The organism is Xylanimonas oleitrophica, assembly GCF_003244315.1.
In the GTDB taxonomy this organism is placed as follows: Bacteria; Actinomycetota; Actinomycetes; order Actinomycetales; family Cellulomonadaceae; genus Xylanimonas_A; species Xylanimonas_A oleitrophica.
Map to the genome: position 1 here is coordinate 21957 of NZ_QKWH01000007.1, position 19803 is coordinate 41759.

At 73.3% G+C, this 19803-nt stretch carries 18 protein-coding genes; 16 read left to right on the forward strand and 2 right to left on the reverse strand.

Annotated elements, in window-relative coordinates:
* Window positions 1-51 precede the first annotated feature (51 nt).
* Window positions 52-639 (forward strand): hypothetical protein, encoded by a 588-nt coding sequence (locus tag DNL40_RS16445; RefSeq protein WP_111251158.1) that lies wholly within the window; start codon window positions 52-54, stop codon window positions 637-639.
* A complete protein-coding gene (locus DNL40_RS10205) occupies window positions 636-1769 on the forward strand; it encodes an Rv2578c family radical SAM protein (protein ID WP_111251159.1) in 1134 nt (377 codons plus the stop codon). The genes DNL40_RS16445 and DNL40_RS10205 overlap by 4 nt, the downstream gene beginning before the upstream one ends.
* Before the next feature lie 29 nt (window positions 1770-1798).
* Here DNL40_RS10205 and DNL40_RS10210 read toward each other — a convergent pair whose 3' ends face one another.
* Window positions 1799-2266 carry a PPOX class F420-dependent oxidoreductase gene (locus DNL40_RS10210; protein ID WP_111251160.1) on the reverse strand — a complete coding sequence of 156 codons (468 nt, stop codon included), beginning with the start codon at window positions 2264-2266 and terminating at the stop codon, window positions 1799-1801.
* A 100-nt stretch (window positions 2267-2366) separates the two neighbouring features.
* Here DNL40_RS10210 and aspS point away from each other — a divergent pair, with 100 nt between their 5' ends.
* Together aspS and DNL40_RS10220 are read left to right on the forward strand one after the other, a co-directional pair.
* Window positions 2367-4145, forward strand: coding sequence for an aspartate--tRNA ligase (gene aspS, locus DNL40_RS10215; RefSeq protein ID WP_111251161.1), 1779 nt, complete (start codon window positions 2367-2369; stop codon window positions 4143-4145).
* Window positions 4142-5041 (forward strand): GNAT family N-acetyltransferase, encoded by a 900-nt coding sequence (locus DNL40_RS10220; protein WP_111251162.1) that lies wholly within the window; start codon window positions 4142-4144, stop codon window positions 5039-5041. The genes aspS and DNL40_RS10220 overlap by 4 nt, the downstream gene beginning before the upstream one ends.
* Before the next feature lie 3 nt (window positions 5042-5044).
* On the opposite strand, the gene DNL40_RS10225 is transcribed toward DNL40_RS10220, so the two are convergent.
* Window positions 5045-5695 carry a nucleoside/nucleotide kinase family protein gene (locus tag DNL40_RS10225; RefSeq protein ID WP_111251163.1) on the reverse strand — a complete coding sequence of 217 codons (651 nt, stop codon included), beginning with the start codon at window positions 5693-5695 and terminating at the stop codon, window positions 5045-5047.
* 156 nt (window positions 5696-5851) lie between these two features.
* On the opposite strand from DNL40_RS10225, the gene DNL40_RS10230 reads away from it, so the two are divergent.
* The 12 genes from DNL40_RS10230 to aroB all read left to right on the forward strand — a co-directional run bounded on the left by DNL40_RS10230 (window position 5852) and on the right by aroB (window position 19731).
* Window positions 5852-7927 carry a glycoside hydrolase gene (locus DNL40_RS10230; protein ID WP_111251164.1) on the forward strand — a complete coding sequence of 692 codons (2076 nt, stop codon included), beginning with the start codon at window positions 5852-5854 and terminating at the stop codon, window positions 7925-7927.
* A gap of 156 nt (window positions 7928-8083) precedes the next feature.
* Window positions 8084-9475, forward strand: coding sequence for a replication-associated recombination protein A (locus DNL40_RS10235; protein WP_111251165.1), 1392 nt, complete (start codon window positions 8084-8086; stop codon window positions 9473-9475).
* A gap of 225 nt (window positions 9476-9700) precedes the next feature.
* Complete coding sequence (gene rpsD / locus DNL40_RS10240; RefSeq protein ID WP_111251166.1) at window positions 9701-10327, forward strand: 30S ribosomal protein S4; 627 nt, start codon at window positions 9701-9703, stop codon at window positions 10325-10327.
* A gap of 153 nt (window positions 10328-10480) precedes the next feature.
* On the forward strand, window positions 10481-10861 hold the full coding sequence (locus DNL40_RS10245) for a DUF948 domain-containing protein (protein WP_111251167.1): 381 nt from the start codon (window positions 10481-10483) through the stop codon (window positions 10859-10861).
* Complete coding sequence (locus DNL40_RS10250; RefSeq protein ID WP_111251168.1) at window positions 10861-11220, forward strand: hypothetical protein; 360 nt, start codon at window positions 10861-10863, stop codon at window positions 11218-11220. Before DNL40_RS10245 ends, DNL40_RS10250 begins: the two co-directional genes overlap by 1 nt.
* 212 nt (window positions 11221-11432) lie before the next feature.
* Window positions 11433-14147: an alanine--tRNA ligase gene (gene alaS, locus DNL40_RS10255; RefSeq protein ID WP_111251169.1), complete on the forward strand. Its 2715-nt coding sequence runs from the start codon at window positions 11433-11435 to the stop codon at window positions 14145-14147.
* A 7-nt stretch (window positions 14148-14154) separates the two neighbouring features.
* Window positions 14155-14676: a Holliday junction resolvase RuvX gene (gene ruvX, locus DNL40_RS10260; RefSeq protein ID WP_111251170.1), complete on the forward strand. Its 522-nt coding sequence runs from the start codon at window positions 14155-14157 to the stop codon at window positions 14674-14676.
* Between the two features lie 31 nt (window positions 14677-14707).
* Window positions 14708-15850 (forward strand): endolytic transglycosylase MltG, encoded by a 1143-nt coding sequence (gene mltG / locus DNL40_RS10265; RefSeq protein ID WP_111251171.1) that lies wholly within the window; start codon window positions 14708-14710, stop codon window positions 15848-15850.
* A 3-nt stretch (window positions 15851-15853) separates the two neighbouring features.
* A complete protein-coding gene (locus tag DNL40_RS10270; RefSeq protein WP_111251172.1) occupies window positions 15854-16717 on the forward strand; it encodes a shikimate dehydrogenase in 864 nt (287 codons plus the stop codon).
* An 82-nt stretch (window positions 16718-16799) separates the two neighbouring features.
* A complete protein-coding gene (aroC, locus tag DNL40_RS10275; RefSeq protein ID WP_111251173.1) occupies window positions 16800-18017 on the forward strand; it encodes a chorismate synthase in 1218 nt (405 codons plus the stop codon).
* A gap of 38 nt (window positions 18018-18055) precedes the next feature.
* A complete protein-coding gene (locus DNL40_RS10280; protein ID WP_179951033.1) occupies window positions 18056-18574 on the forward strand; it encodes a shikimate kinase in 519 nt (172 codons plus the stop codon).
* Window positions 18571-19731: a 3-dehydroquinate synthase gene (gene aroB, locus DNL40_RS10285; protein ID WP_111251175.1), complete on the forward strand. Its 1161-nt coding sequence runs from the start codon at window positions 18571-18573 to the stop codon at window positions 19729-19731. The genes DNL40_RS10280 and aroB overlap by 4 nt, the downstream gene beginning before the upstream one ends.
* Window positions 19732-19803: the final 72 nt, after the last annotated feature.

Consider the following 19803-nt stretch of genomic DNA (forward strand, 5'->3'; position numbering starts at 1 on the left):
ACCTGCTCCGAGCAGGCCGGACGCGCCCCGGGAACCCCTACGCTCGGACCCGTGCACGTCTACGTCGTCCTCTCCCGCAGCGACACCGTCCTCTCCCGCCTGATCGGCGCGGTGACCGGTGACGAGTACACCCACGCCGCGCTGGCGCTCGACCCCGGCCTCGGCCTGATGTTCAGCTTCGGCCGTCGGCGCGCGGGCAACCCCTTCGTGGGCTGCTTCAAGCGCGAGCGGCTCGACGACGACGTCTACGGGCGCGCGCGGGAGCTTCCCGGCGTCGTGCTGGCGGTGCCGGTCACCCCCGCCCAGCGCGAGGCGGTGTGCGGCCAGCTGGCGCAGTTCCTGCTCGACAGCCACGCCTACCGGTACAACACCGCCGGTCTCGTCAGCGCCCTGGTGGGCCGGGGGAGCGAGGACGACACGCGCTTCTTCTGCTCGGAGTTCGTCTACCACGTGCTGCACCGGGCGGGGGTGTGCGACCTGGGCGTCCCCCGGCGGCTCGTGCACCCGCAGACGCTGCTGGGCGTTCCGGGGGAGGTGCTCTTCGAGGGTGACCTCAAGGCCTACGCGGCAGCCGCAGCCCCCGCGGAGAGAGGCGCCTCGTTGACGTTCGATCGAACGCGTGTTCGAATGGCGGCGTGAGATGGGACGCGCAATCCGTCACGGCTGACGAGGGGACCCTGCCCGGCCTGGACCGGCCCGGGCTCGAACGCGCGGGCCTGCTCCGGTCCGTGCGCACCCCCGAGTTCGCCGGGATCACCTTCCACGAGGTCACCGCCAAGAGCGCGCTCAGCAAGGTCCCCGCGATGAGCAAGATGCCCTTCCGGTGGACGATCAACCCCTACCGCGGCTGCTCCCACGCCTGCACCTACTGCTTCGCCCGGCCCACCCACCAGTACCTCGACCTCGACGCCGGCAAGGACTTCGACTCCGAGGTCGTCGTCAAGGTCAACGTCGCCGACGTGCTGCGCACCGAGCTCGCCAAGCCGTCCTGGCAGCGCGAGCCCGTGGCCCTCGGCACCAACACCGACCCCTACCAGCGGGCCGAAGGGCGCTACCGCCTCATGCCCGGGATCGTCACGGCGCTCGCGGACTCCGGTACGCCGTTCTCGATCCTCACCAAGGGCACGCTGCTGCGACGCGACCTGCCGCTGATCGCCGAGGCGGCCGGCCGGGTCGAGGTCGGCCTCGGGGTGTCGATCGCGTTCGTGGACAAGGAGCTGCAGCAGGCGGTGGAGCCAGGGACCCCGGCGCCCCAGGCCCGCCTCGACCTCGTGCGTGCGATCCGGGAGGCCGGCCTTCCCTGCGGTGTCATGGTGGCCCCGGTGCTGCCGTGGCTCACCGACTCCCGGGACCACCTGCGGCGCCTGCTCGACGCCGTCGCCGACGCGGGCGCGACCGGGGTGACCGTGCTGCCCCTGCATCTCAAGCCCGGCACGCGCGAGTGGTACCTGCAGTGGCTCGGGCGCGAGCACCCGCACCTCCTCGCCGGGTACGAGCGTGTGTTCCCGCGCGGCACCTACGCGATCACGGCCTACCGGCAGTGGCTGTGGGAGCGGGTGCGCCCGCTCCTGGAGGAGCGCGGCTTCGCGTCGTCCGGCCACCGGGCCCGCTCCGGGGCGACAGGCCGTCACCACGACGACGTGCGGGCCTCGCACGACGAGGGTGACTACCCGTCCGGCTCGATGGTGCGGGGTGCGGTAGCGGGCATGCCCGCCGACGGGGGAGACCTGCGGCTGGCGGGCGGCGGGATCGAGCAGGTCCTGTTCTGACCCGGAAGGCGCTGCGCGGCCTCTGCGGCTCAGCCGTCGGCCAGGCGCGCCGGGAACCCGCCCGTGGCCACCGGGCCCCACCGCTCGATCGTCAGCCGCACCACGGACTTGCCCTGCTTCACCATCGCCTCGCGGTACTCGTCCCAGTCCGGGTGCTCCCCGGCCGCCGCTCGGTAGTACTCCACCAGCGGCTCCACCGACTCCGGGGAGTCGATCACCTCCGCCGTGCCGTCCACCTGCACCCACGACCCGTTGAACTCCCGGCCCAGCGCCAGCAGCGACGCCCGCGGGTCCCGGCGCAGGTTCACCACCTTGGCCCGCTCCGGGTACGTCGAGACCACCACCCTGCCCTCGCCGTCGACCGCGAACGTCACCGGGCTCGCCTGCGGCCCGCCGTCCGACCGTCGCGTGATGAGGATGCCGTCGCGTCGATCCCGCAGCGTCGCGAGCAGGCCCTCACGGTCCACGGTGGTGTTGGTGGCGATGGTGCGCGGCACGGGTATCTCCTGGCTGTCGACGACGGTCCAGCACGTAGAATCGCACGGGCACCTGGTCTCCCAGGTCCCGACACCGTCATCCTCAGGAAGGACCTCCTCCGTGCTGCGCACCCACACGGCCGGCTCACTGCGGGCCGAGCACATCGGTCAGACCGTCACCCTCACGGGCTGGGTCGACCGCCGGCGCGATCACGGAGGCGTCGCCTTCATCGACCTGCGGGACGCCTCCGGCATCGCCCAGGTCGTCGTCCGCGACGAGTCCGTCGCCCACCCGCTGCGCAGCGAGTTCGTCCTCCAGGTCACCGGCGAGGTCTCCCGCCGCCCCGAGGGCAACGCCAACCCCAACCTCGCCACCGGCGAGATCGAGGTCATCGCCACCGACGTCGTCACCCTCAACGAGTCGGCCCCCCTGCCCTTCCAGGTCTCCACGGCGCTCGCGGACACCGAGACGATCGGCGAGGAGGCGCGCCTCAAGCACCGCTACCTCGACATGCGCCGCCCGCAGACGGCGAACGCGCTGCGTCTGCGTGCCAAGGCGAACCAGGCGGCGCGCCGCGTGCTCGACGCCGAGGACTTCGTCGAGGTGGAGACGCCCACGCTGACGCGCTCGACGCCCGAGGGTGCGCGCGACTTCCTGGTGCCGGCGCGCCTGAGCCCGGGCTCGTGGTACGCGCTGCCGCAGTCCCCGCAGCTGTTCAAGCAGCTCATCATGGTGGGCGGCCTGGAGCGCTACTACCAGATCGCCCGGTGCTACCGCGACGAGGACTTCCGTGCGGACCGCCAGCCGGAGTTCACGCAGCTCGACGTCGAGATGAGCTTCGTGGACCAGGACGACGTGATCGCCCTGGCCGAGAAGATCCTGGTGTCGCTGTGGGAGCTGATCGGGGTCACGATCCCGACGCCGATCCCGCGCATGACGTACCACGAGGCGATGCGTCTGTACGGCTCGGACAAGCCGGACCTGCGCTTCGGCAACCCCCTGGTGGAGCTGACGGAGTACTTCAAGGACACGCCGTTCCGCGTGTTCCAGGCCGAGTACGTGGGGGCTGTGGTCATGGCGGGCGGGGCCTCGCAGCCGCGCCGCCAGTTCGACGCCTGGCAGGAGTGGGCCAAGCAGCGCGGCGCCAAGGGGCTGGCGTACGTGACGTTCGCCGAGGACGGCACGCTCGGCGGCCCGGTGGCCAAGAACCTCTCCGACGCCGAGCGTGAGGGCCTCGCCGCCGCCACGGGTGCACAGCCGGGCGACGCGGTGTTCTTCGCGGCCGGCAAGACGTCGGACTCGCGCGCGCTGCTGGGTGCGGCCCGCCAGGAGATCGCCAGGCGTACCGGCCAGATCGACGAGGACGCCTGGGCGTTCGTGTGGGTCGTGGACGCGCCGCTGTTCAAGCCGACCGGCGAGGACGACGACGTCGACCTCGGGCACTCCGCCTGGACGGCCGTGCACCACGCGTTCACCTCGCCCACCCCGGAGTGGGTGGACCGGTTCGAGGAGGACCCGGGCAACGCCCTGGCCTACGCCTACGACATCGTGTGCAACGGCAACGAGATCGGCGGCGGCTCGATCCGTATCCACCGCCGCGACGTGCAGGAGCGGGTCTTCGACGTCATGGGTATCGGCCCGGCCGAGGCGCAGGAGAAGTTCGGCTTCCTGCTCGACGCCTTCCAGTTCGGCGCCCCGCCGCACGGCGGCATCGCGTTCGGCTGGGACCGCATCGTGTCCCTGCTGACGAAGTCGCCGTCGATCCGTGACGTCATCGCGTTCCCGAAGTCGGGCGGCGGGTTCGACCCGCTGACCGAGGCGCCGGCGCCGATCACGCCCGAGCAGCGCAAGGAGGCCGGCGTCGACGCCGTTCCCGAGAAGGGCGACGACGCGGAGTGACCACCACCCTCGACGCCGGGCACGGCCCGGCGGGGGAGCGGGGGAGCGCCCGCCTGCTGGTCGCAGGCGTGGCGCTCCCTGAGCGCTGGGCCACGCACCCGGTGGTCGCGGCCGAGGCCAGCCACGACGGCTGGGACGCCACCGACGTGTGGTTCGACGACGCCGGACCGCACGAGGGCGGGGCGCTGCTCGCGCGGCTGCGCTGGCGCGAGCGGTCCGACGGGTACCGCCCGTACTCGGTGGAGACCGACCCGGCGGGCGTGAGCCTGTTCGCCGTCGGGTCGGCGGAGGGGGCCGCGCGCCTCGTCCTGCGCGCACGGGCGGAGCTCGAGGCGGCCGGGCGGACCCTGGGCGAGGTCGTGCGCTCGACGGCCCCGCGGGGCACCCGGGCCGTGCTGGCGCGCCTGGCTGCCCAGGAGGGCGTCGTCGTGCCGTCGCCGTTCGACGTCCCTGCCGGTGGGGAGTGGGACTGGATGTCCATCGACCACCACCCGGCGCCGCAGCCCGGTGAGGACCGCGTGGAGGAGCTGGTCGGGGAGACGGGCCGGGCCGAGGCCGCAGCGGTCCTGGCCGCCGCGAACCCTCACGGCGAGCTGGCGCTGGACGAGCCGCGCTCGCGCTGGTGGGGCTGGCGCGACGGTGACGGCGTGCTGCGCGGGGTCGTCGGGGCGAGCCGGCGGGTGCCGGGGCGAGCCTGGGTGCTCGGCTCGATCGGCACCGACCCTGCCCTGCGCGGGCGAGGCGTCGCTGCCGCGACGACGGCGGTGGCCGTCCGGGCCGGTCTCGCGGAGGCACCCGTGGTCACGCTGGGCATGTACGCCAGCAACGAGGCGGCGCGGCGAACCTACCGACGGGTCGGGTTCACGCTCGGTCAGGAGTTCGAGAGCACCCGCTGACCCTCACGCCGGGTCGCCGGTCCACTCCACGACCAGGTCTGCAGCCTCTCGGGTGGCGGCGACGAGCTCGGCGTTGGCCTGGTCGGTGCCGTGCGCCCACGCGTGCGCCTGCTCGGGTGTGCGACCGAACGCGGTGTGCCGGGCGGTGAGCCGTTCGAGGCGCAGGGCGTCGGCAGGAGCGAGGTACCAGACCTCGGTCATCCGGGTGCGCGCCCGCGGCCAGGCGCCGGTGGGGGCGAGGAGGTAGTTGCCCTCGGTGATGACGAGCGGCACCGAGCCCGGCACGGCCACCCCGGCCGCCACCGGTTCCTCGATCTCGCGGCGGAAGACGGGAGCGTAGACCGGGTCGTCGCCCGGGCGCTGCACGGCGATCCGCTCCACGAGGGCCGCGTACCCGCCGTCGTCGAACGTGTCGATCGCACCCTTGCGGTCGGCGCGGCGCAGATCGTCCAGCACGGCCTGCGCGAGGTGGAACCCGTCCATCCCGACGACGACGGCGCGGTCCGGCCCCAGCGCGGCCACCAGGGCCTCGGCCAGGGTGGACTTGCCGGCACCGGGCGGTCCCGCGATCCCGAGGATCGTGCGGGTGCCGCGTGCGGCGAGGGCGGTGGCACGCGCGACGAGGTCGGTGGTCGTGAGGCGCTGGACGGTCACGACGCCGACGGTACCCCCGTCCCCCGTGGTGCAAACGGTTGCAGAACCGGCCGCGGTGGACCAGGGTGTGTGCGGGCGACGACGGAGCCGCCCACGCGGCGCCGGCCGACGACGACGTCCCGGAGCCGCGCCAGCACGAGACCGGGAGACGCGACGATGCGACCACGGACAAGGACCACCACAGCGGCAGCGACCCTCGCAGGGGCGCTCGCGCTCACCCTGGCGGCCGGCCCGCCCGGCACCGCCCAGGAGCACCGGCCACCCAAGGTCGTGGTCGACTGGCAGGGCGAACGGCAGACCATCGACGGGTTCGGCGGCGCCTTCGCGTTCCACAAGGCCGGTGGCATCCAGCGCGTCGGAGAACCCCTCACGTCCGAGCTGCTCGACATGGTGCTCACCGAGGAGGCCGGCATCGACCTCGACATCGTCCGGGTCATGGTCGGCGACGGCGGCATCGGCACCTGGGGCGACACCGAGTACGACGGACCGTCCGAGACCATCGAGCCCGAGCCCGGCGTCTTCGTGTGGGACCAGCCCGACTGGCCCGAGCGCAAGGACGACTTCGACGCCCACCAGGTGTGGCTCATGCAGCAGGCACAGGCACGAGGCGTGGACACCATCCTCGCCAGCGTCTGGAGCCCGCCCGCCTGGATGAAGCAGAACGGCAGCGTGGCCGCCACCGGCACCGGCACGCCCCCCAACAAGATCCGCCCCGACATGCACCAGGCGTTCGCCGACTACCTCGCCGAGTACGTGCTCGGCTACGAGCGCGAGTTCGGCATCCGCATCACCCACGTCTCGCCCAGCAACGAGCCAGACCTCAGCACCAGCTACTCCAGCAGCGAGTGGAGCCCGCAGGAGCTGCGCGACTTCGTCCGCGACCACCTCGGCCCCACCTTCGAGCGCCGCGGGGTCGACGCCCAGATCGTGCTCGGCGAGGCCGTCGGGTTCGACGAGCGCTGGGTGCTGCCCACGCTCACCGACCCCGAGGCCGACCGGTACGTCGACGTCGTCGCCGCGCACGCCTACTCCGGGCTCCTCGACGGCGGCACCCGCGCCGCCCCCGGAGCCTTCGCCACGTCGCACGCGCTGGGCAAGAGCGTCTGGCAGACCGAGTACATGAACCAGGGCTCCCCCCGCGACCGCCTCTTCGTCAACAACACCATCACCGACGGTCTGCGATACGCCGAGCTGATCGCCAACCTCTTCGACGAGACCCGCCTGAGCGCCTACTTCTGGTGGTGGCCCGTCGCGAACAACGGCGCCGACGGCTCGGACCTGGTCCGCCTCGTCAACACGGGGACCCCGCAGAGCGGCAACCCCACCGAGAACGGCCAGTACCGCGTCTTCAAGCGGTACTACACGATCGGGCAGTACAGCCGCTTCGTGCAGCCCGGCTCCGTCATGATCGACGCCGACAAGCACCCCGCCGACGGCGTCACCGTCACCGCGTACAAGGACGAGGAGACGGGCGGGTTCGCCGTCGTCGCGATCAACCACGGCACCCAGGACACCGACGTCACCTTCGACCTCGACGGAGGGTTCCCCCTCCCTCCCGAGAGCAAGGACGACTGCAAGGCCGGAGGCTGGCGCCACTTCACCTTCCCCACCTTCCGCAACCAGGGCGAGTGCGTCTCTGCGGTCGCCTCCGGCAAGGGCCCCGCCTCCGCCGTCGTGCCCTTCCGCACCTCGGCCAGCGAGAACATGGCACGGCTCGACCCGCTGCCCACCCGCGACCGCGAGTTCACCACCACCCTGCGGGCCGGCAGCGTGACCACCTTCGTGCCCCAGCGGCTCGCCCCGCCGGCGCTCGCGGACCGCAAGGACGTCTTCTCGACGTACCCGGCCCCGCAGACCGATACCCGGTCCTCGGAGGTGGAGGTGGGGCCGGTCGACGGGCGTGCCGCGGCCCGCATGGGCGACGGCGCGTGGCTGGGGTGGCGGAACGTCAACTTCGCCGACGGCAGCGCGGCCGGCTTCGCGGAGCAGAAGGGCCAGCTCCGTGCGCACGTCGACGTGCGGGCGGGTGCGGCGGCCGTGCTCGAGCTGCGCGTGGCGGGGCCCGACGGCGCGGTCGTCGCCTCGCTCGACGTGCCGCCGGGCGGCGGGGAGACGTGGCGCACCGTGAGCGCCTGGGTCGACACCAGCCCCGGGGCGGCCAACGGGTTCCAGGACCTGTACCTGGTGGCGCGCGGCCCGGTGGACGTCGCCGAGCTGCGGTTCAGCGACTGACGCCGGTCGTGCTGACCGCGCCCGACCCTGCCTGACCCTGCCGGACCGTGCCCGGCCGTCGCTGCGGCGGCCGGGCACGGCGGTGCGCGCGTCCGGTGCCACGATGCCCACCCGCTGTGCCGCGGGGGTGTCGGCGCGGCTACGTAGGCTGGTGGCATGGACCTCTTCGACGCGATCACCACCGGCGAGCACGGCACGCCGGTGGTCGAGCGCCCCGGTCCTGGCGCGCCGCTCGCGGTGCGCATGCGCCCGGCCGCCCTCGACGAGGTGGCGGGCCAGGAGCACCTGCTGGCGCCCGGCTCGCCGCTGCGGCGGCTCGTGGAGCCGGTCGACGACGCCGCCAGGCGCGCGGCGCCGGGCTCGGTGATCCTCTGGGGCCCGCCCGGCACGGGCAAGACGACGCTCGCCTATCTCGTCGCCACGGTCTCGGGCCGGCGCTTCGTCGAGCTCTCCGCGGTCACCGCGGGGGTCAAGGACGTGCGGCAGGTGGTGGAGGACGCTCGCCGGCGCCTGGCCACGGGTGGCGAGGAGACGGTCCTCTTCATCGACGAGGTCCACCGGTTCTCCAAGTCGCAGCAGGACGCCCTGCTGCCTTCCGTCGAGAACCGCTGGGTCACGCTCGTCGCCGCCACCACCGAGAACCCGTCGTTCTCGGTGAACTCCCCGCTCCTGTCCCGGTCGCTCCTGCTCACGCTGCGCCCGCTCACCGGTGAGCACGTGCGTGCCCTGGTGCGCCGCGCCGTGACCGACGAGCGCGGCCTCGCCGGCGCGGTCAGCCTCGACGAGGACGCCGAGGAGCAGCTCGTCCGTATGGCCGGGGGCGACGCGCGCAAGGCTCTGACCGTGCTGGAGGCAGCGGCAGGCACGGCGCTCTCCGAGGCGAAGGAGGGCGGGCACGACGGCGCGGAGGCCGTCGTCGTGGACCTCGCCACCGTGGAGCGGGCGGTCGACGTCGCCGCGGTGCGCTACGACCGCGACGGCGACCAGCACTACGACGTCGTCAGCGCGTTCATCAAGTCGATCCGCGGGTCCGACGTGGACGCCGCGCTGCACTACCTGGCCCGCATGGTCGCGGCAGGGGAGGACCCCCGCTTCATCGCGCGGCGCCTGGTCATCTCGGCCGCCGAGGACGTCGGGATGGCGGACCCGTCCGCCCTGCAGACGGCGGTCGCGGCCGCGCAGGCGGTGCAGCTCATCGGCATGCCGGAGGGGCGCATCGTGCTGGCGGAGGCGGTCGTCCACCTGGCCACCGCCCCGAAGTCGAACGCCGCCTACCTCGGCATCGGCGCCGCGCTGGAGGACGTGCGGGCCGGGCGCATCGGCGTCGTGCCCCTGCACCTGCGCGACGCGCACTATGCGGGGGCCGAGAAGATCGGGCACGGCAAGGGCTACCAGTACTCGCACGACGCCCCGCACGCGATCGCGCCGCAGCAGTACCTGCCCGACGAGCTCGACGGGCGCCGCTACTACACGCCGAGCGACCGCGGGTACGAGCGGCAGGTGGCCGAGCGGCTCGCGCGTGTCCGGGAGATCCTCGACCGCCGCTGACGGCGCCCGAGGTGTGCGGCCGCCGGGTCTGCGCATGCGGGCTGGCCGGCCCAGATGGGGTACGATGTTGCGGTTGTCGTTTCGCGGATGCGCTCCGGCAGCTCCTGGGACCTCGGCCCGGAGACCTCACGGTCCATCGGCTGGTCCCGCACCCGGCACGGCCACTCCACGGAGGAACCGCGCCCCGGGTGTGACCTCATCCACCACCACAGGACAGGAAGCACAGTGACCTCTGTGACCCGTTCGCGCCGCCAGGTCCGCCTGAGCCGCGCCCTGGGCATCGCCCTCACCCCCAAGGCCGTCAAGCACTTCGAGAAGCGCCCCTACCCGCCCGGTGAGCACGGCCGCGCCCGCCGCCGCACCGAGTCGGACTACGCGGTCCGTCTGCGCGAGAAGCAGCGTCTGCGCGCCCAGTACGCGCTGCGCGAGAAGCAGCTCGTCAAGGTCTACGAGAACGCCCGCAAGCAGCCCGGCCTGACCGGTGAGGTCATGGTCGAGGATCTCGAGACCCGCCTCGACGCGCTCGTGCTGCGCGCCGGCTTCGCCCGCACCATCCTGCAGGCGCGCCAGGCCGTGACGCACCGCCACATCCTCGTCGACGGCAAGATCGTGGACCGCCCGTCGTTCCGCGTGAAGCCGGGCCAGACCCTCCAGGTCAAGCCCAAGTCGCAGACGACCACGCCGTTCCAGGTCGCCGCCGCCGGCGCGCACCGCGACGTGCTGCCGGCCGTCCCGGGCTACCTGGACGTCTCGCTGGAGAAGCTCACCGCCGTCCTCACGCGTCGCCCCGCGCGCGCCGAGGTCCCGGTGACCTGCGAGGTCCAGCTGGTCGTCGAGTTCTACGCGCGCTGACGACACGCGATCTCACGACGCCCCGCCGACCTGCACCGCAGGACGGCGGGGCGTCGTCGTATCTCGGGATAGGGTGACGTGCGTCGCTCGCTCGGTGGTGCCCGGCGTCCCGAGCGGTCCAGCGCGTACGTACGCCAGAGAGGGGAACTACCCATGAACGTGGGAGACGTGGCCGGCCTCATCGCCGCCATCGCCTTCGTGCTGCTGGTCGGCCTCCTGGCCGTGCCGCTGGTGAAGCTGGGCCGGGTGCTCGACGAGGCGACGCGCAGCATCCGGGAGGTCACCGAGCACTCGGTGCCGATCCTCGACGAGGCCGCCGGCACGGTGGCGGGGGCCAACGCCCAGCTGGGCAAGGTGGACACGATCACGACGTCGGCGGCCGAGGTGAGCGAGAACGTCTCCGCCCTGGCCGGGTTGTACGCCGCGACGCTGGGCCGCCCGCTCGTCAAGGTCGCCGCCTTCTCGTACGGCGTGCGCCAGGCGTTCGCGGGTGCGAGCCGCAAGGCCGGCTCGGCGGGCAAGGGCGGGCGCTGATGCGCCGCCTCTTCTGGGTCGGCGTGGGCGTGGCCGTGACCGTCGTGGTGTACCGCCGCGGCCGCAAGGTGGTGCAGCAGTACATGCCCGCCTCCGTCGCGGAGCGGGCCGAGCAGGCTGCCCAGGATCTCGGTGAGCGTGCCGACAGCTTCGTCCAGGAGTTCCGCGTCCAGTTCACGCAGGCGCGTGCGCGCCGCGAGGCGGAGCTGACGGCCGCGCTGCTGGCCGACGGCCAGCCCGACCCCGAGCAGACGCGTGCCGCGCGAGCTACCGGCGCCCGCGGCGGGCTCGGTCAGCCGAGCCGTGCCGCGGGCGGCCCCGTGGACGACGACGAGGCCGAGCTCGGCTACTCGTTCTGACCGGTTGCCGGCCCTGACAGTCCCCTCGTCCTGACCGGCGACGGACGGCTTGCGCGGGCGCCGCTCGTGCGGCCCCGTGCGTCGTCGTCCGCCCCACGCCCGACGACGTCGGGCGCCTGCGGCGAGCCCGCCGCTCTGCCCCTCTGCGTCCCGAGCACCGCGCTGCACGCGCGACAATGGCTCGAGCACCCCACTGACTCTCGAAGGACACCATGCGCACCGCCGACATCCGCCAGCGTTGGCTCGACTACTTCGGTTCCAAGGACCACGAGCTCGTCCCGAGCGTGCCCCTCGTCTCGCCGGACCCCTCGATCCTGTTCACCATCGCCGGCATGGTGCCGTTCATCCCCTACATCCTGGGCACCGAGCCCGCCCCGTGGCCGCGTGCCGCCTCTGTCCAGAAGTGCATCCGCACCAACGACATCGAGAATGTGGGCCGCACCACGCGCCACGGCACGTTCTTCCAGATGAACGGCAACTTCTCCTTCGGGGACTACTTCAAGCGCGAGGCCATCGACTTCGCCTGGGAGCTGCTGACCACCGAGCAGGGCAAGGGCGGCTACGGGTTCGACGGCGACCGTCTCTGGGTCACCATCTGGGACCAGGACGACGAGTCGTACGACGCGCTCACCAAGGGCATCGGGTTCGACCCGAAGCACATCGTGCGCCTGCCGCGCTCGGAGATCTTCTGGGACACCGGCCAGCCCGGCCCCGCCGGTCCGTGCGCCGAGTGGCACTACGACCGCGGCCCGCAGTACGGCCCTGACGCCCCCGGTGGCACCCTCGCCGAGTGGCCGGGTGACGAGCGCAGCGAGGACCGGTACATCGAGATCTGGAACCTCGTCTTCGACCAGTTCGTGCGGGGCGAGGGCTCCGGCAAGGACTACCCGCTGCTGGGCGAGCTGGACCACAAGAGCATCGACACGGGCGCCGGCCTCGAGCGGATCGCGTACCTGCTGCAGGGCAAGCAGAACATGTACGAGATCGACGAGGTCTTCCCCGTGATCTCCGCCGTCGAGGAGCTCACGGGCAAGCGCTACGGCGCCGACGCCGAGGACGACGTGCGGATGCGCGTGGTTGCCGACCACGTGCGTTCGTCCCTCATGGTCATCGGCGACGGCGTGCGCCCGTCCAACGAGGGCCGCGGCTATGTGCTGCGCCGGCTGCTGCGCCGTGCCGTGCGTGCCGTTCGCCTGCTCGGGTACGACGCGGAGGCGCTCCCGGTGCTGCTGCCCGTCTCGAAGGACGCGATGAAGGCGTCGTACCCGGAGCTCGAGACGGACTTCGGCCGGATCAGCGACGTCGCGTACGGCGAGGAGGACGCGTTCCGCCGCACGCTCGTGCAGGGCACCACGATCCTCGACACGGCCGTGTCGAAGGCGAAGGGGTCCGCGGGCTCCGGCACGCCGGTGCTGTCGGGCGCGGAGGCGTTCCAGCTGCACGACACCTACGGGTTCCCCATCGACCTCACCCTCGAGATGGCTGCCGAGCAGGGCGTCCAGGTGGACGAGAAGGCCTTCCGCACTCTCATGGCGGAGCAGAAGCAGCGTGCGCGCGCCGACGCGCTCGCCAAGAAGACGGGTCACGCCGACCTGCGCGCGTACGAGTCGATCGCCGCCGACCTGTCCGCCCCGGTCGAGTTCCTGGGCTACACGCACACCGACTCGGCCGTGAACGTGGTCGGCCTGCTGGTCGACGGCGTGCCCGCCCCCGCGGCGACCGCCCCCGCGGACGTCGAGGTGGTCCTGGACCGGACCCCGTTCTACGCCGAGTCCGGTGGCCAGCTGGCCGACCAGGGCACGATCGTGCTCGACGGCGGCGCCACGATCGAGATCGACGACGTGCAGCGCCCGATCAAGGGCCTCAACGTGCACCGCGGCCGCCTGGTCGAGGGCACGGTGGCGCTGGGAGACCCCGGTACCGCCACCATCGACGTCGACCGCCGCGTGGCGATCAGCCGCGCGCACTCGGCGACGCACATGATCCACAAGGCGCTGCACGAGCTCGTGGGCGAGGACAGGACGCAGGCCGGCTCGGAGAACGCGCCCAGCCGGGTGCGCTTCGACTTCCGCTCGCCGTCCGCCGTCCCCGGCTCGGCGCTGCAGGAGATCGAGGAGCGCGTCAACGTGCGTCTCGCGGAGAACCTCGACGTCACCGACCAGCTCATGCCGATCTCCGAGGCGCGCGAGCTCGGTGCGATGGCGTTGTTCGGCGAGAAGTACGGCGACATCGTCCGGGTGGTGTCCATCGGCGGCGACTGGTCGCGCGAGCTGTGCGGTGGCACGCACGTCAAGGCCTCCGGCGAGATCGGGCGCGTCGCGCTGCTGGGGGAGTCCTCGATCGGCTCCGGTGTGCGTCGTGTCGACGCTCTCGTGGGCGACGGGGCGTACGGCTTCCAGGCCAAGGAGCACGCCTTGGTGGGTCAGCTCACCGGCCTGCTCGGCGCACGTCCGGAGGAGCTCGCGGACCGTGTGGGCTCGCTCCTGAGCCGCCTCAAGGAGACGGAGAAGGAGCTGGCGGCGCTGCGCCAGGGCCAGCTGCTCGCGGCGGCCGGCCGGCTCGCTTCCGAGGCGCCGCGCGTGGGCGACGTCCGCGTGGTGACGCACGATGCCGGCGAGGTCGCCTCGGCGGACGACCTGCGAGCCCTCGCCCTCGACGTCCGCGGGCGTCTCGGCGACGGAGACGCGGCGCTCGTGGCCGTGGGCGGCGTGGCGAACGGCCGTCCCCTCGTCGTCGTGGCCACCAACGCCCCGGCGCGTGAGGCCGGCCTCCGGGCCGGAGACTTCGTCAAGGCCGCGGCCGGGGTGCTCGGCGGCGGTGGCGGAGGCAAGCCGGACCTCGCGCAGGGCGGCGGCACGGACACGACGGCGCTGCCCGCCGCGCTCGACGGCGTGGTCGACGGCGTGCGCGCCGGGATCGCCGGCTGAGGTCGTCGTGACGTTCGAGCAGGCACCCGAGGCGGGCGCTGCGGGAGTTCCCCGTGGCGCCCGCCTGGGCGTGGACGTCGGCAAGGCGCGCATCGGTCTGGCGGCGTCCGACCCGGACGGCCTGGTGGCCACCCCGGTGGAGACGGTGCCGCGCGTGCTGGACGCGACGAGCGTCCGCAGCGCCGACGTCGCCCGCATCGCGGCCGAGGTCGAGGAGCGGTTCGCGGCCGTCGTGTACGTGGGCCTGCCGAGGCACCTCTCGGGGGCCGAGGGAGCGGCCACGGCCGATGCGAGGGCGTTCGCCGGGAGGCTTGCTGCTGCGCTGGCCCCGGTACCGGTACGGTTGGTCGACGAGCGGATGACGACGGTCAGCGCCCACGGTCAGCTCCGCGCTGCGGGACGCCGGACGAAGAGCCACCGGTCGGTGATCGACCAGGCAGCAGCCGTTATCATTCTGCAATCTGCACTCGACGCCGAGCGAGCCGCGGGCACGCGTGCCGGCGAGGTCGTCGAACCGGCAGGCACCTAGCAGACCGTCGACACGGACAGGAAGCCCGCGCGTGACCGACCTCTTCGAGCACCCCGCCGTCCAGCCGCAACCGGTGCCTGGCGGGCGTCGCTCAGCTGCCCGGGCGCGGGCTGCGGCCAAGCGTCGTCGCCGTCGCCGCCGTCGTGCCGTCATCGTCGTCGTGGCCTGCCTCGCCCTCGTGAGCGCCGTCGCCTGGGCCTCGTGGGACCGGGTATCGGGCCTCGTGTCGAACCCGTTCTCGAACCAGGCGCAGGACTATCCCGGCCCGGGCGGCGACCCGGTCGAGGTGGTGATCCCGGCCGGTGCGACGGGTACCCGGATGGGGCACGTGCTCGTGGAGTCGGACGTGGTGGCCTCCGTGGGCGCTTTCACCTCGGCGTTCAGCCAGAACCCTCAGGCGTCGCAGATCCAGCCTGGTACCTATCAGCTCCTCACGCAGATGCGGGCGTCCGACGCCGTCGCGGCGCTGGTGAAGAACGAGCGGATCGAGACCAGGGTGACGATCCCGGAGGGATTCACCGCCGAGCAGGTGCTCGAGCGGGTCGCCTCGGTCACCACGATCACGCGCGACGAGCTCGACGCCGCGATCGCGGACCCGGCCTCGATCGGCCTGCCGGCGGAGGCCCAGGGCAACGTCGAGGGCTGGCTCTTCCCCGCGACGTACACGGTGCAGCCCGGCGACGATGCGACGTCGCTCCTGTCGGCGATGGTCGCGCGCACCGTCGCGGAGCTCGACGGCCTGGGCGTGGCGCCCGACCAGCGCGAGATCGTGCTCAACAAGGCGTCGCTGGTGGAGCGTGAGGCCAAGTACGCCCCGGACCGCCCGAAGATGGCGCGTGCCATCGAGAACCGGCTGGAGCGGGGGCAGCGGCTCGAGATCGACGCCGCCGTCGCATACGGCCTCGGCAAGTCGGGGACGGCACTGACCCGCGCGGACACGCAGGACCCGGACAACCCGTACAACACCTACCGGCACGGCGGGCTGCCGCCGACGCCGATCGCCAACCCGGGGGCCGCGTCCGTCGAGGCCGTGGTCAACCCCGCGGAGGGCGACTGGCTGTTCTGGGTGGCGGTCAACCTGGACACGGGTGAGACGAAGTTCGCCACGACGTACGAGGAGCATCTGCAGTACGTCGCCGAGCTTCGTCGGTGGCAGGCCGAGAACGGCGGCTGAGGGATGCCCACGGCCACCCGCCGAGCAGCGGTGCTCGGTCACCCCGTCGCGCACTCGTTGTCGCCGGTGCTGCACCGCGCCGCGTACGACGCCCTGGCCCTGGAGGGCTGGGAGTACACCGCGATCGACACTCCGGCGGAGGCGCTGCAGCCGTTCCTCGCGGACCTCGACCTGACCTGGGCCGGCCTGAGCCTGACGATGCCGCTCAAGCAGACGGTGATCCCGCTGCTGGGGGAGATCGACGCCGTGGCCTCGGCGACAGGTGCGGTGAACACGGTGGTGCTGCGACCCGCGGCGTGCGGTGTCTCTCTGGCCGGCTACAACACGGACGTGCACGGGCTGGTGGCGGCTCTCCGGGAGGGGCTGAGCGGTGCTCCCGCGGCCTCAGCGGTGGTGCTCGGCGCCGGCGCGACGGCGGCCTCCGCGGTCGCCGCGCTGGCCGAGCTCGGGTGCACCACGCCGCGGGTGCTGGTGCGTTCGCTCGCGCGGACGACCGCGCTCCAGGAGGCCGCGCAGCGCCTGGGCGTGACCCCGAGGTTCGAGGTGCTCGACGCGTTCGCGGCCGCAGGTGCGGTCTCACGGGCGGACGTGGTGGTGTCGACGATGCCGGCCCACGCGGCGGACCCGCTCGCCGCGGGCCTGGCCGACCGGGTCGGCGCCGTGGGTGGGGTGCTGCTCGACGTCGTGTACGACCCGCGCCCCACGGTGCTCTCGCGGGCCTGGGCCGAGCTGGGCGGCGCGGTCGTCGGGGGGGAGCGGATGCTCCTGCACCAGGCGGCGGAGCAGGTGCGACTCATGACGGGGCGTGTCGCCCCGCTGGACGCGATGGACGCAGCGTTGACAGGCGCCCTCGCCGCAGCGCGCTGACCTTGGTGCACGCGCCGGCAGCTGCGGCCGTGGGGCGAGACGGCGGGGCGGGCGGCCACGGGCGCGTGGGAGAATCGCGCACATGCTGCGCTGGTTGACCTCAGGGGAGTCGCACGGTCCGTCGCTCGTGGGGGTGATGGAGGGCCTGCCCGCCGGGGTGGAGCTCACGACCGCGGACATCCAGGCGGCCCTCGCCCGGCGGCGCCTGGGCTATGGCCGTGGCGCGCGGATGAAGTTCGAGCAGGACGAGGTGCGCGTGCTCGGCGGGTTGAGGCACGGCATCACCCAGGGCGGTCCGCTCGCGATCGAGATCGCCAACACGGAGTGGCCCAAGTGGGTCGACGTGATGTCGGCGGACCCGGTGCCGCCCGAGGCGCTACAGGTCGACGCGGGTACGGGCGACGCGCGCGAGGTGGCGCGCAACCGGCCGTTGACCCGCCCGCGCCCGGGGCACGCCGACCTGGTGGGGATGCGCAAGTACGGCTTCGCCGACGCTCGTCCGGTGCTGGAGCGTGCGAGCGCCCGCGAGACGGCGACGCGCGTCGCGCTGGGCGTGGCCGTCGCGAGGTTCCTGGAGCAGGCGGTCGGGGTCCGGCTGGTGTCGCACGTCGTCGCGATCGGTGCGGTCGAGGTGCCCGAGGGTGCGCAGCCGCCCGTCCCGGAGGACGTGGCCCGTCTGGACGCCGACCCGGTGCGGTGCGCCGACGAGGCGACGAGCGCGGCCATGGTCGCGGAGATCGACGACGCCCACAAGGAGGGCGACACCCTCGGTGGCGTGGTCGAGGTGCTGGCGTACGGGGTGCCGTCGGGGCTGGGCACCTACGTGCACGGCGACCGACGCCTGGACGCGCGTCTGGCCGCGGCGCTGATGGGGATCCAGGCGATCAAGGGTGTCGAGGTCGGTGACGGGTTCCGCACGGCGCGGCGCCGGGGGTCGGTGGCGCACGACGAGATCGTTCGGGGGGACGACGGTCGCATCGAGCGGGTCACCAACCGTGCCGGCGGCATCGAGGGCGGCATGTCCAACGGTGAGGTGGTGCGGGTGCGTGCGGCGATGAAGCCGATCTCGACGGTGCCGCGAGCGCTGCGCACGGTGGACACGGCCACGGGCGAGCCCGCCACGGCGCACCACCAGCGCTCGGACGTGTGCGCGGTGCCGCCGGCTGCGGTGGTGGCCGAGGCGATGGTGGCCCTCGTCCTGGCGGAGGCGGTGCTGGAGAAGTTCGGTGGCGACTCCGTGGCCGAGGTGCGGCGCAACGTCGAGGCGTACCTCGCGTCGGTGCCGGAGCTGCTGCAGTGACAGCGGCGGGGAGGGGGGCTGCCGAGGGTGACGGCGGCGTGGCGCCGCTGGCCGTGCTCGTGGGTCCTCCTGGGAGCGGGAAGTCCACCGTGGGCCGTCTGCTCGCCGAGCGGCGGGGCGTCCCGTTCCGGGACACGGACGCGGACGTCGAGGAGCGGGCCGGCAAGACGGTCGCGGAGATCTTCGTGGACGACGGTGAGCCCGCCTTCCGCGCTCTGGAGCGCGAGGCGGTGGCGACGGCGCTCGGGGACCACCCCGGCGTGCTCGCCCTGGGAGGCGGGGCGGTGCTGGACGAAGGCACCCAGAGCGCCCTCGCCGCGTACGCGGCGGGCGGCGGCGCCGTCGTCTTCCTCGACGTGTCCCTCGCCCATGCGGCACCGCGCGTGGGCTTCAACCGTTCGCGTCCCTTGCTGCTGGGCAACCCCCGGGCGCAGTGGCAGGCGCTCATGGAGGCACGCCGCCCGGTGTACGAGCGCGTGTCCACCACCCGGGTGGTGACCGACGGCCGGGACCCGGCCGACGTCGCCGCGACGATCGAGAAGGAGCTGTCCGCATGACCACCGCCGAGGAGCCCAACGCCCGGGTGACCGTCCAGGGGCCCGCCCCCTACGACGTCGTGATCGGGCGTCACCTGCTGGGCGAGCTGCCCACGATGCTCGGCCGGGACGTGCGCCGGGTGCTGGTGATGCACCCGGCATCCCTGGAGGCCACGGGCGAGGCCGTCCGGGAGGACCTGGCACGCAGCGGGTACGAGGCGTTCGCCGTCGAGCTGCCGGACGCCGAGGAGCAGAAGACGGCCCAGGTGGCGGCGTTCTGCTGGCAGGTGCTGGGCCAGGCGGACTTCACGCGGTCGGACGCGATCGTCTCGGTCGGGGGCGGCGCCACCACGGACCTGGCCGGGTTCGTCGCGGCCACGTGGCTGCGCGGCATCAAGGTGGTGCACGTACCCACCACGCTCCTGGCGATGGTGGACGCGGCCGTGGGCGGCAAGACCGGCATCAACACGGCGGAGGGCAAGAACCTCGTGGGGGCGTTCCACCCGCCGGCGGGCGTGCTGTGCGACCTCGCGGCGCTGGAGTCCCTGGACCGCTGGGACCTGGTGGCGGGTCTGGCCGAGGTGGTCAAGACGGGCTTCATCGCCGATCCGCGCATCCTGGACCTGGTCGAGGAGCATGCCGAGGACCTGCGGGGCTGGAAGGGTGCGCAGGCTGCGCCGGAGACGTGGGCGGTGCTCGCGGAGCTGGTGGAGCGCTCGGTGGCGGTCAAGGCCCGCGTCGTCGGGGAAGACCTGACGGAGCAGGGGCTGCGAGAGATCCTCAACTACGGCCACACCCTGGGGCACGCGGTCGAGCTCACCGAGCGCTACCAGTGGCGCCACGGTGCGGCGGTGGCGGTGGGCATGGTGTTCGCCGCCGAGCTGGCCCGCCTGGGAGGCAAGCTGGACGACGCGGTGGTGGACCGCCACCGCTCGATCCTGACGGCCCTCGGGCTGCCGGTGTCCTACCGGGGCGACCGGTGGGAGCAGCTCTTGACGGCCATGCGCCGGGACAAGAAGTCGCGCGGCGACCTGCTGCGCTTCGTGGTGCTCGACGACGTCGCGCGCCCCACGCGCCTGGAGGGACCGGACCCGACCCTGCTCGCGGCCGCGTACGCGGAGATCTCCAAGGAGCCGCCCACGGGTGGACCCGGTGTGCCCGTGCAGCTGTCCCTGTAGCTGTCCCCGTAGCGCGACCTCTCGCGGGACCCTTTGCGGAGTCACCCGGGTGAAACCCTGGCAGGTGCTCGT

Excerpts from the sequence above, each read along its gene's own strand:
- DNL40_RS10230 (WP_111251164.1), top strand. The coding sequence starts at position 5,852 with ATGCGACCACGGACAAGGACCACCACAGCGGCAGCGACCCTCGCAGGG.
- DNL40_RS10235 (WP_111251165.1), top strand. The coding sequence starts at position 8,084 with ATGGACCTCTTCGACGCGATCACCACCGGCGAGCACGGCACGCCGGTG.
- DNL40_RS10245 (WP_111251167.1), top strand. The coding sequence starts at position 10,481 with ATGAACGTGGGAGACGTGGCCGGCCTCATCGCCGCCATCGCCTTCGTG.
- DNL40_RS10250 (WP_111251168.1), top strand. The coding sequence starts at position 10,861 with ATGCGCCGCCTCTTCTGGGTCGGCGTGGGCGTGGCCGTGACCGTCGTG.
- alaS (WP_111251169.1), top strand. The coding sequence starts at position 11,433 with ATGCGCACCGCCGACATCCGCCAGCGTTGGCTCGACTACTTCGGTTCC.
- DNL40_RS10270 (WP_111251172.1), top strand. The coding sequence starts at position 15,854 with ATGCCCACGGCCACCCGCCGAGCAGCGGTGCTCGGTCACCCCGTCGCG.
- aroC (WP_111251173.1), top strand. The coding sequence starts at position 16,800 with ATGCTGCGCTGGTTGACCTCAGGGGAGTCGCACGGTCCGTCGCTCGTG.
- aroB (WP_111251175.1), top strand. The coding sequence starts at position 18,571 with ATGACCACCGCCGAGGAGCCCAACGCCCGGGTGACCGTCCAGGGGCCC.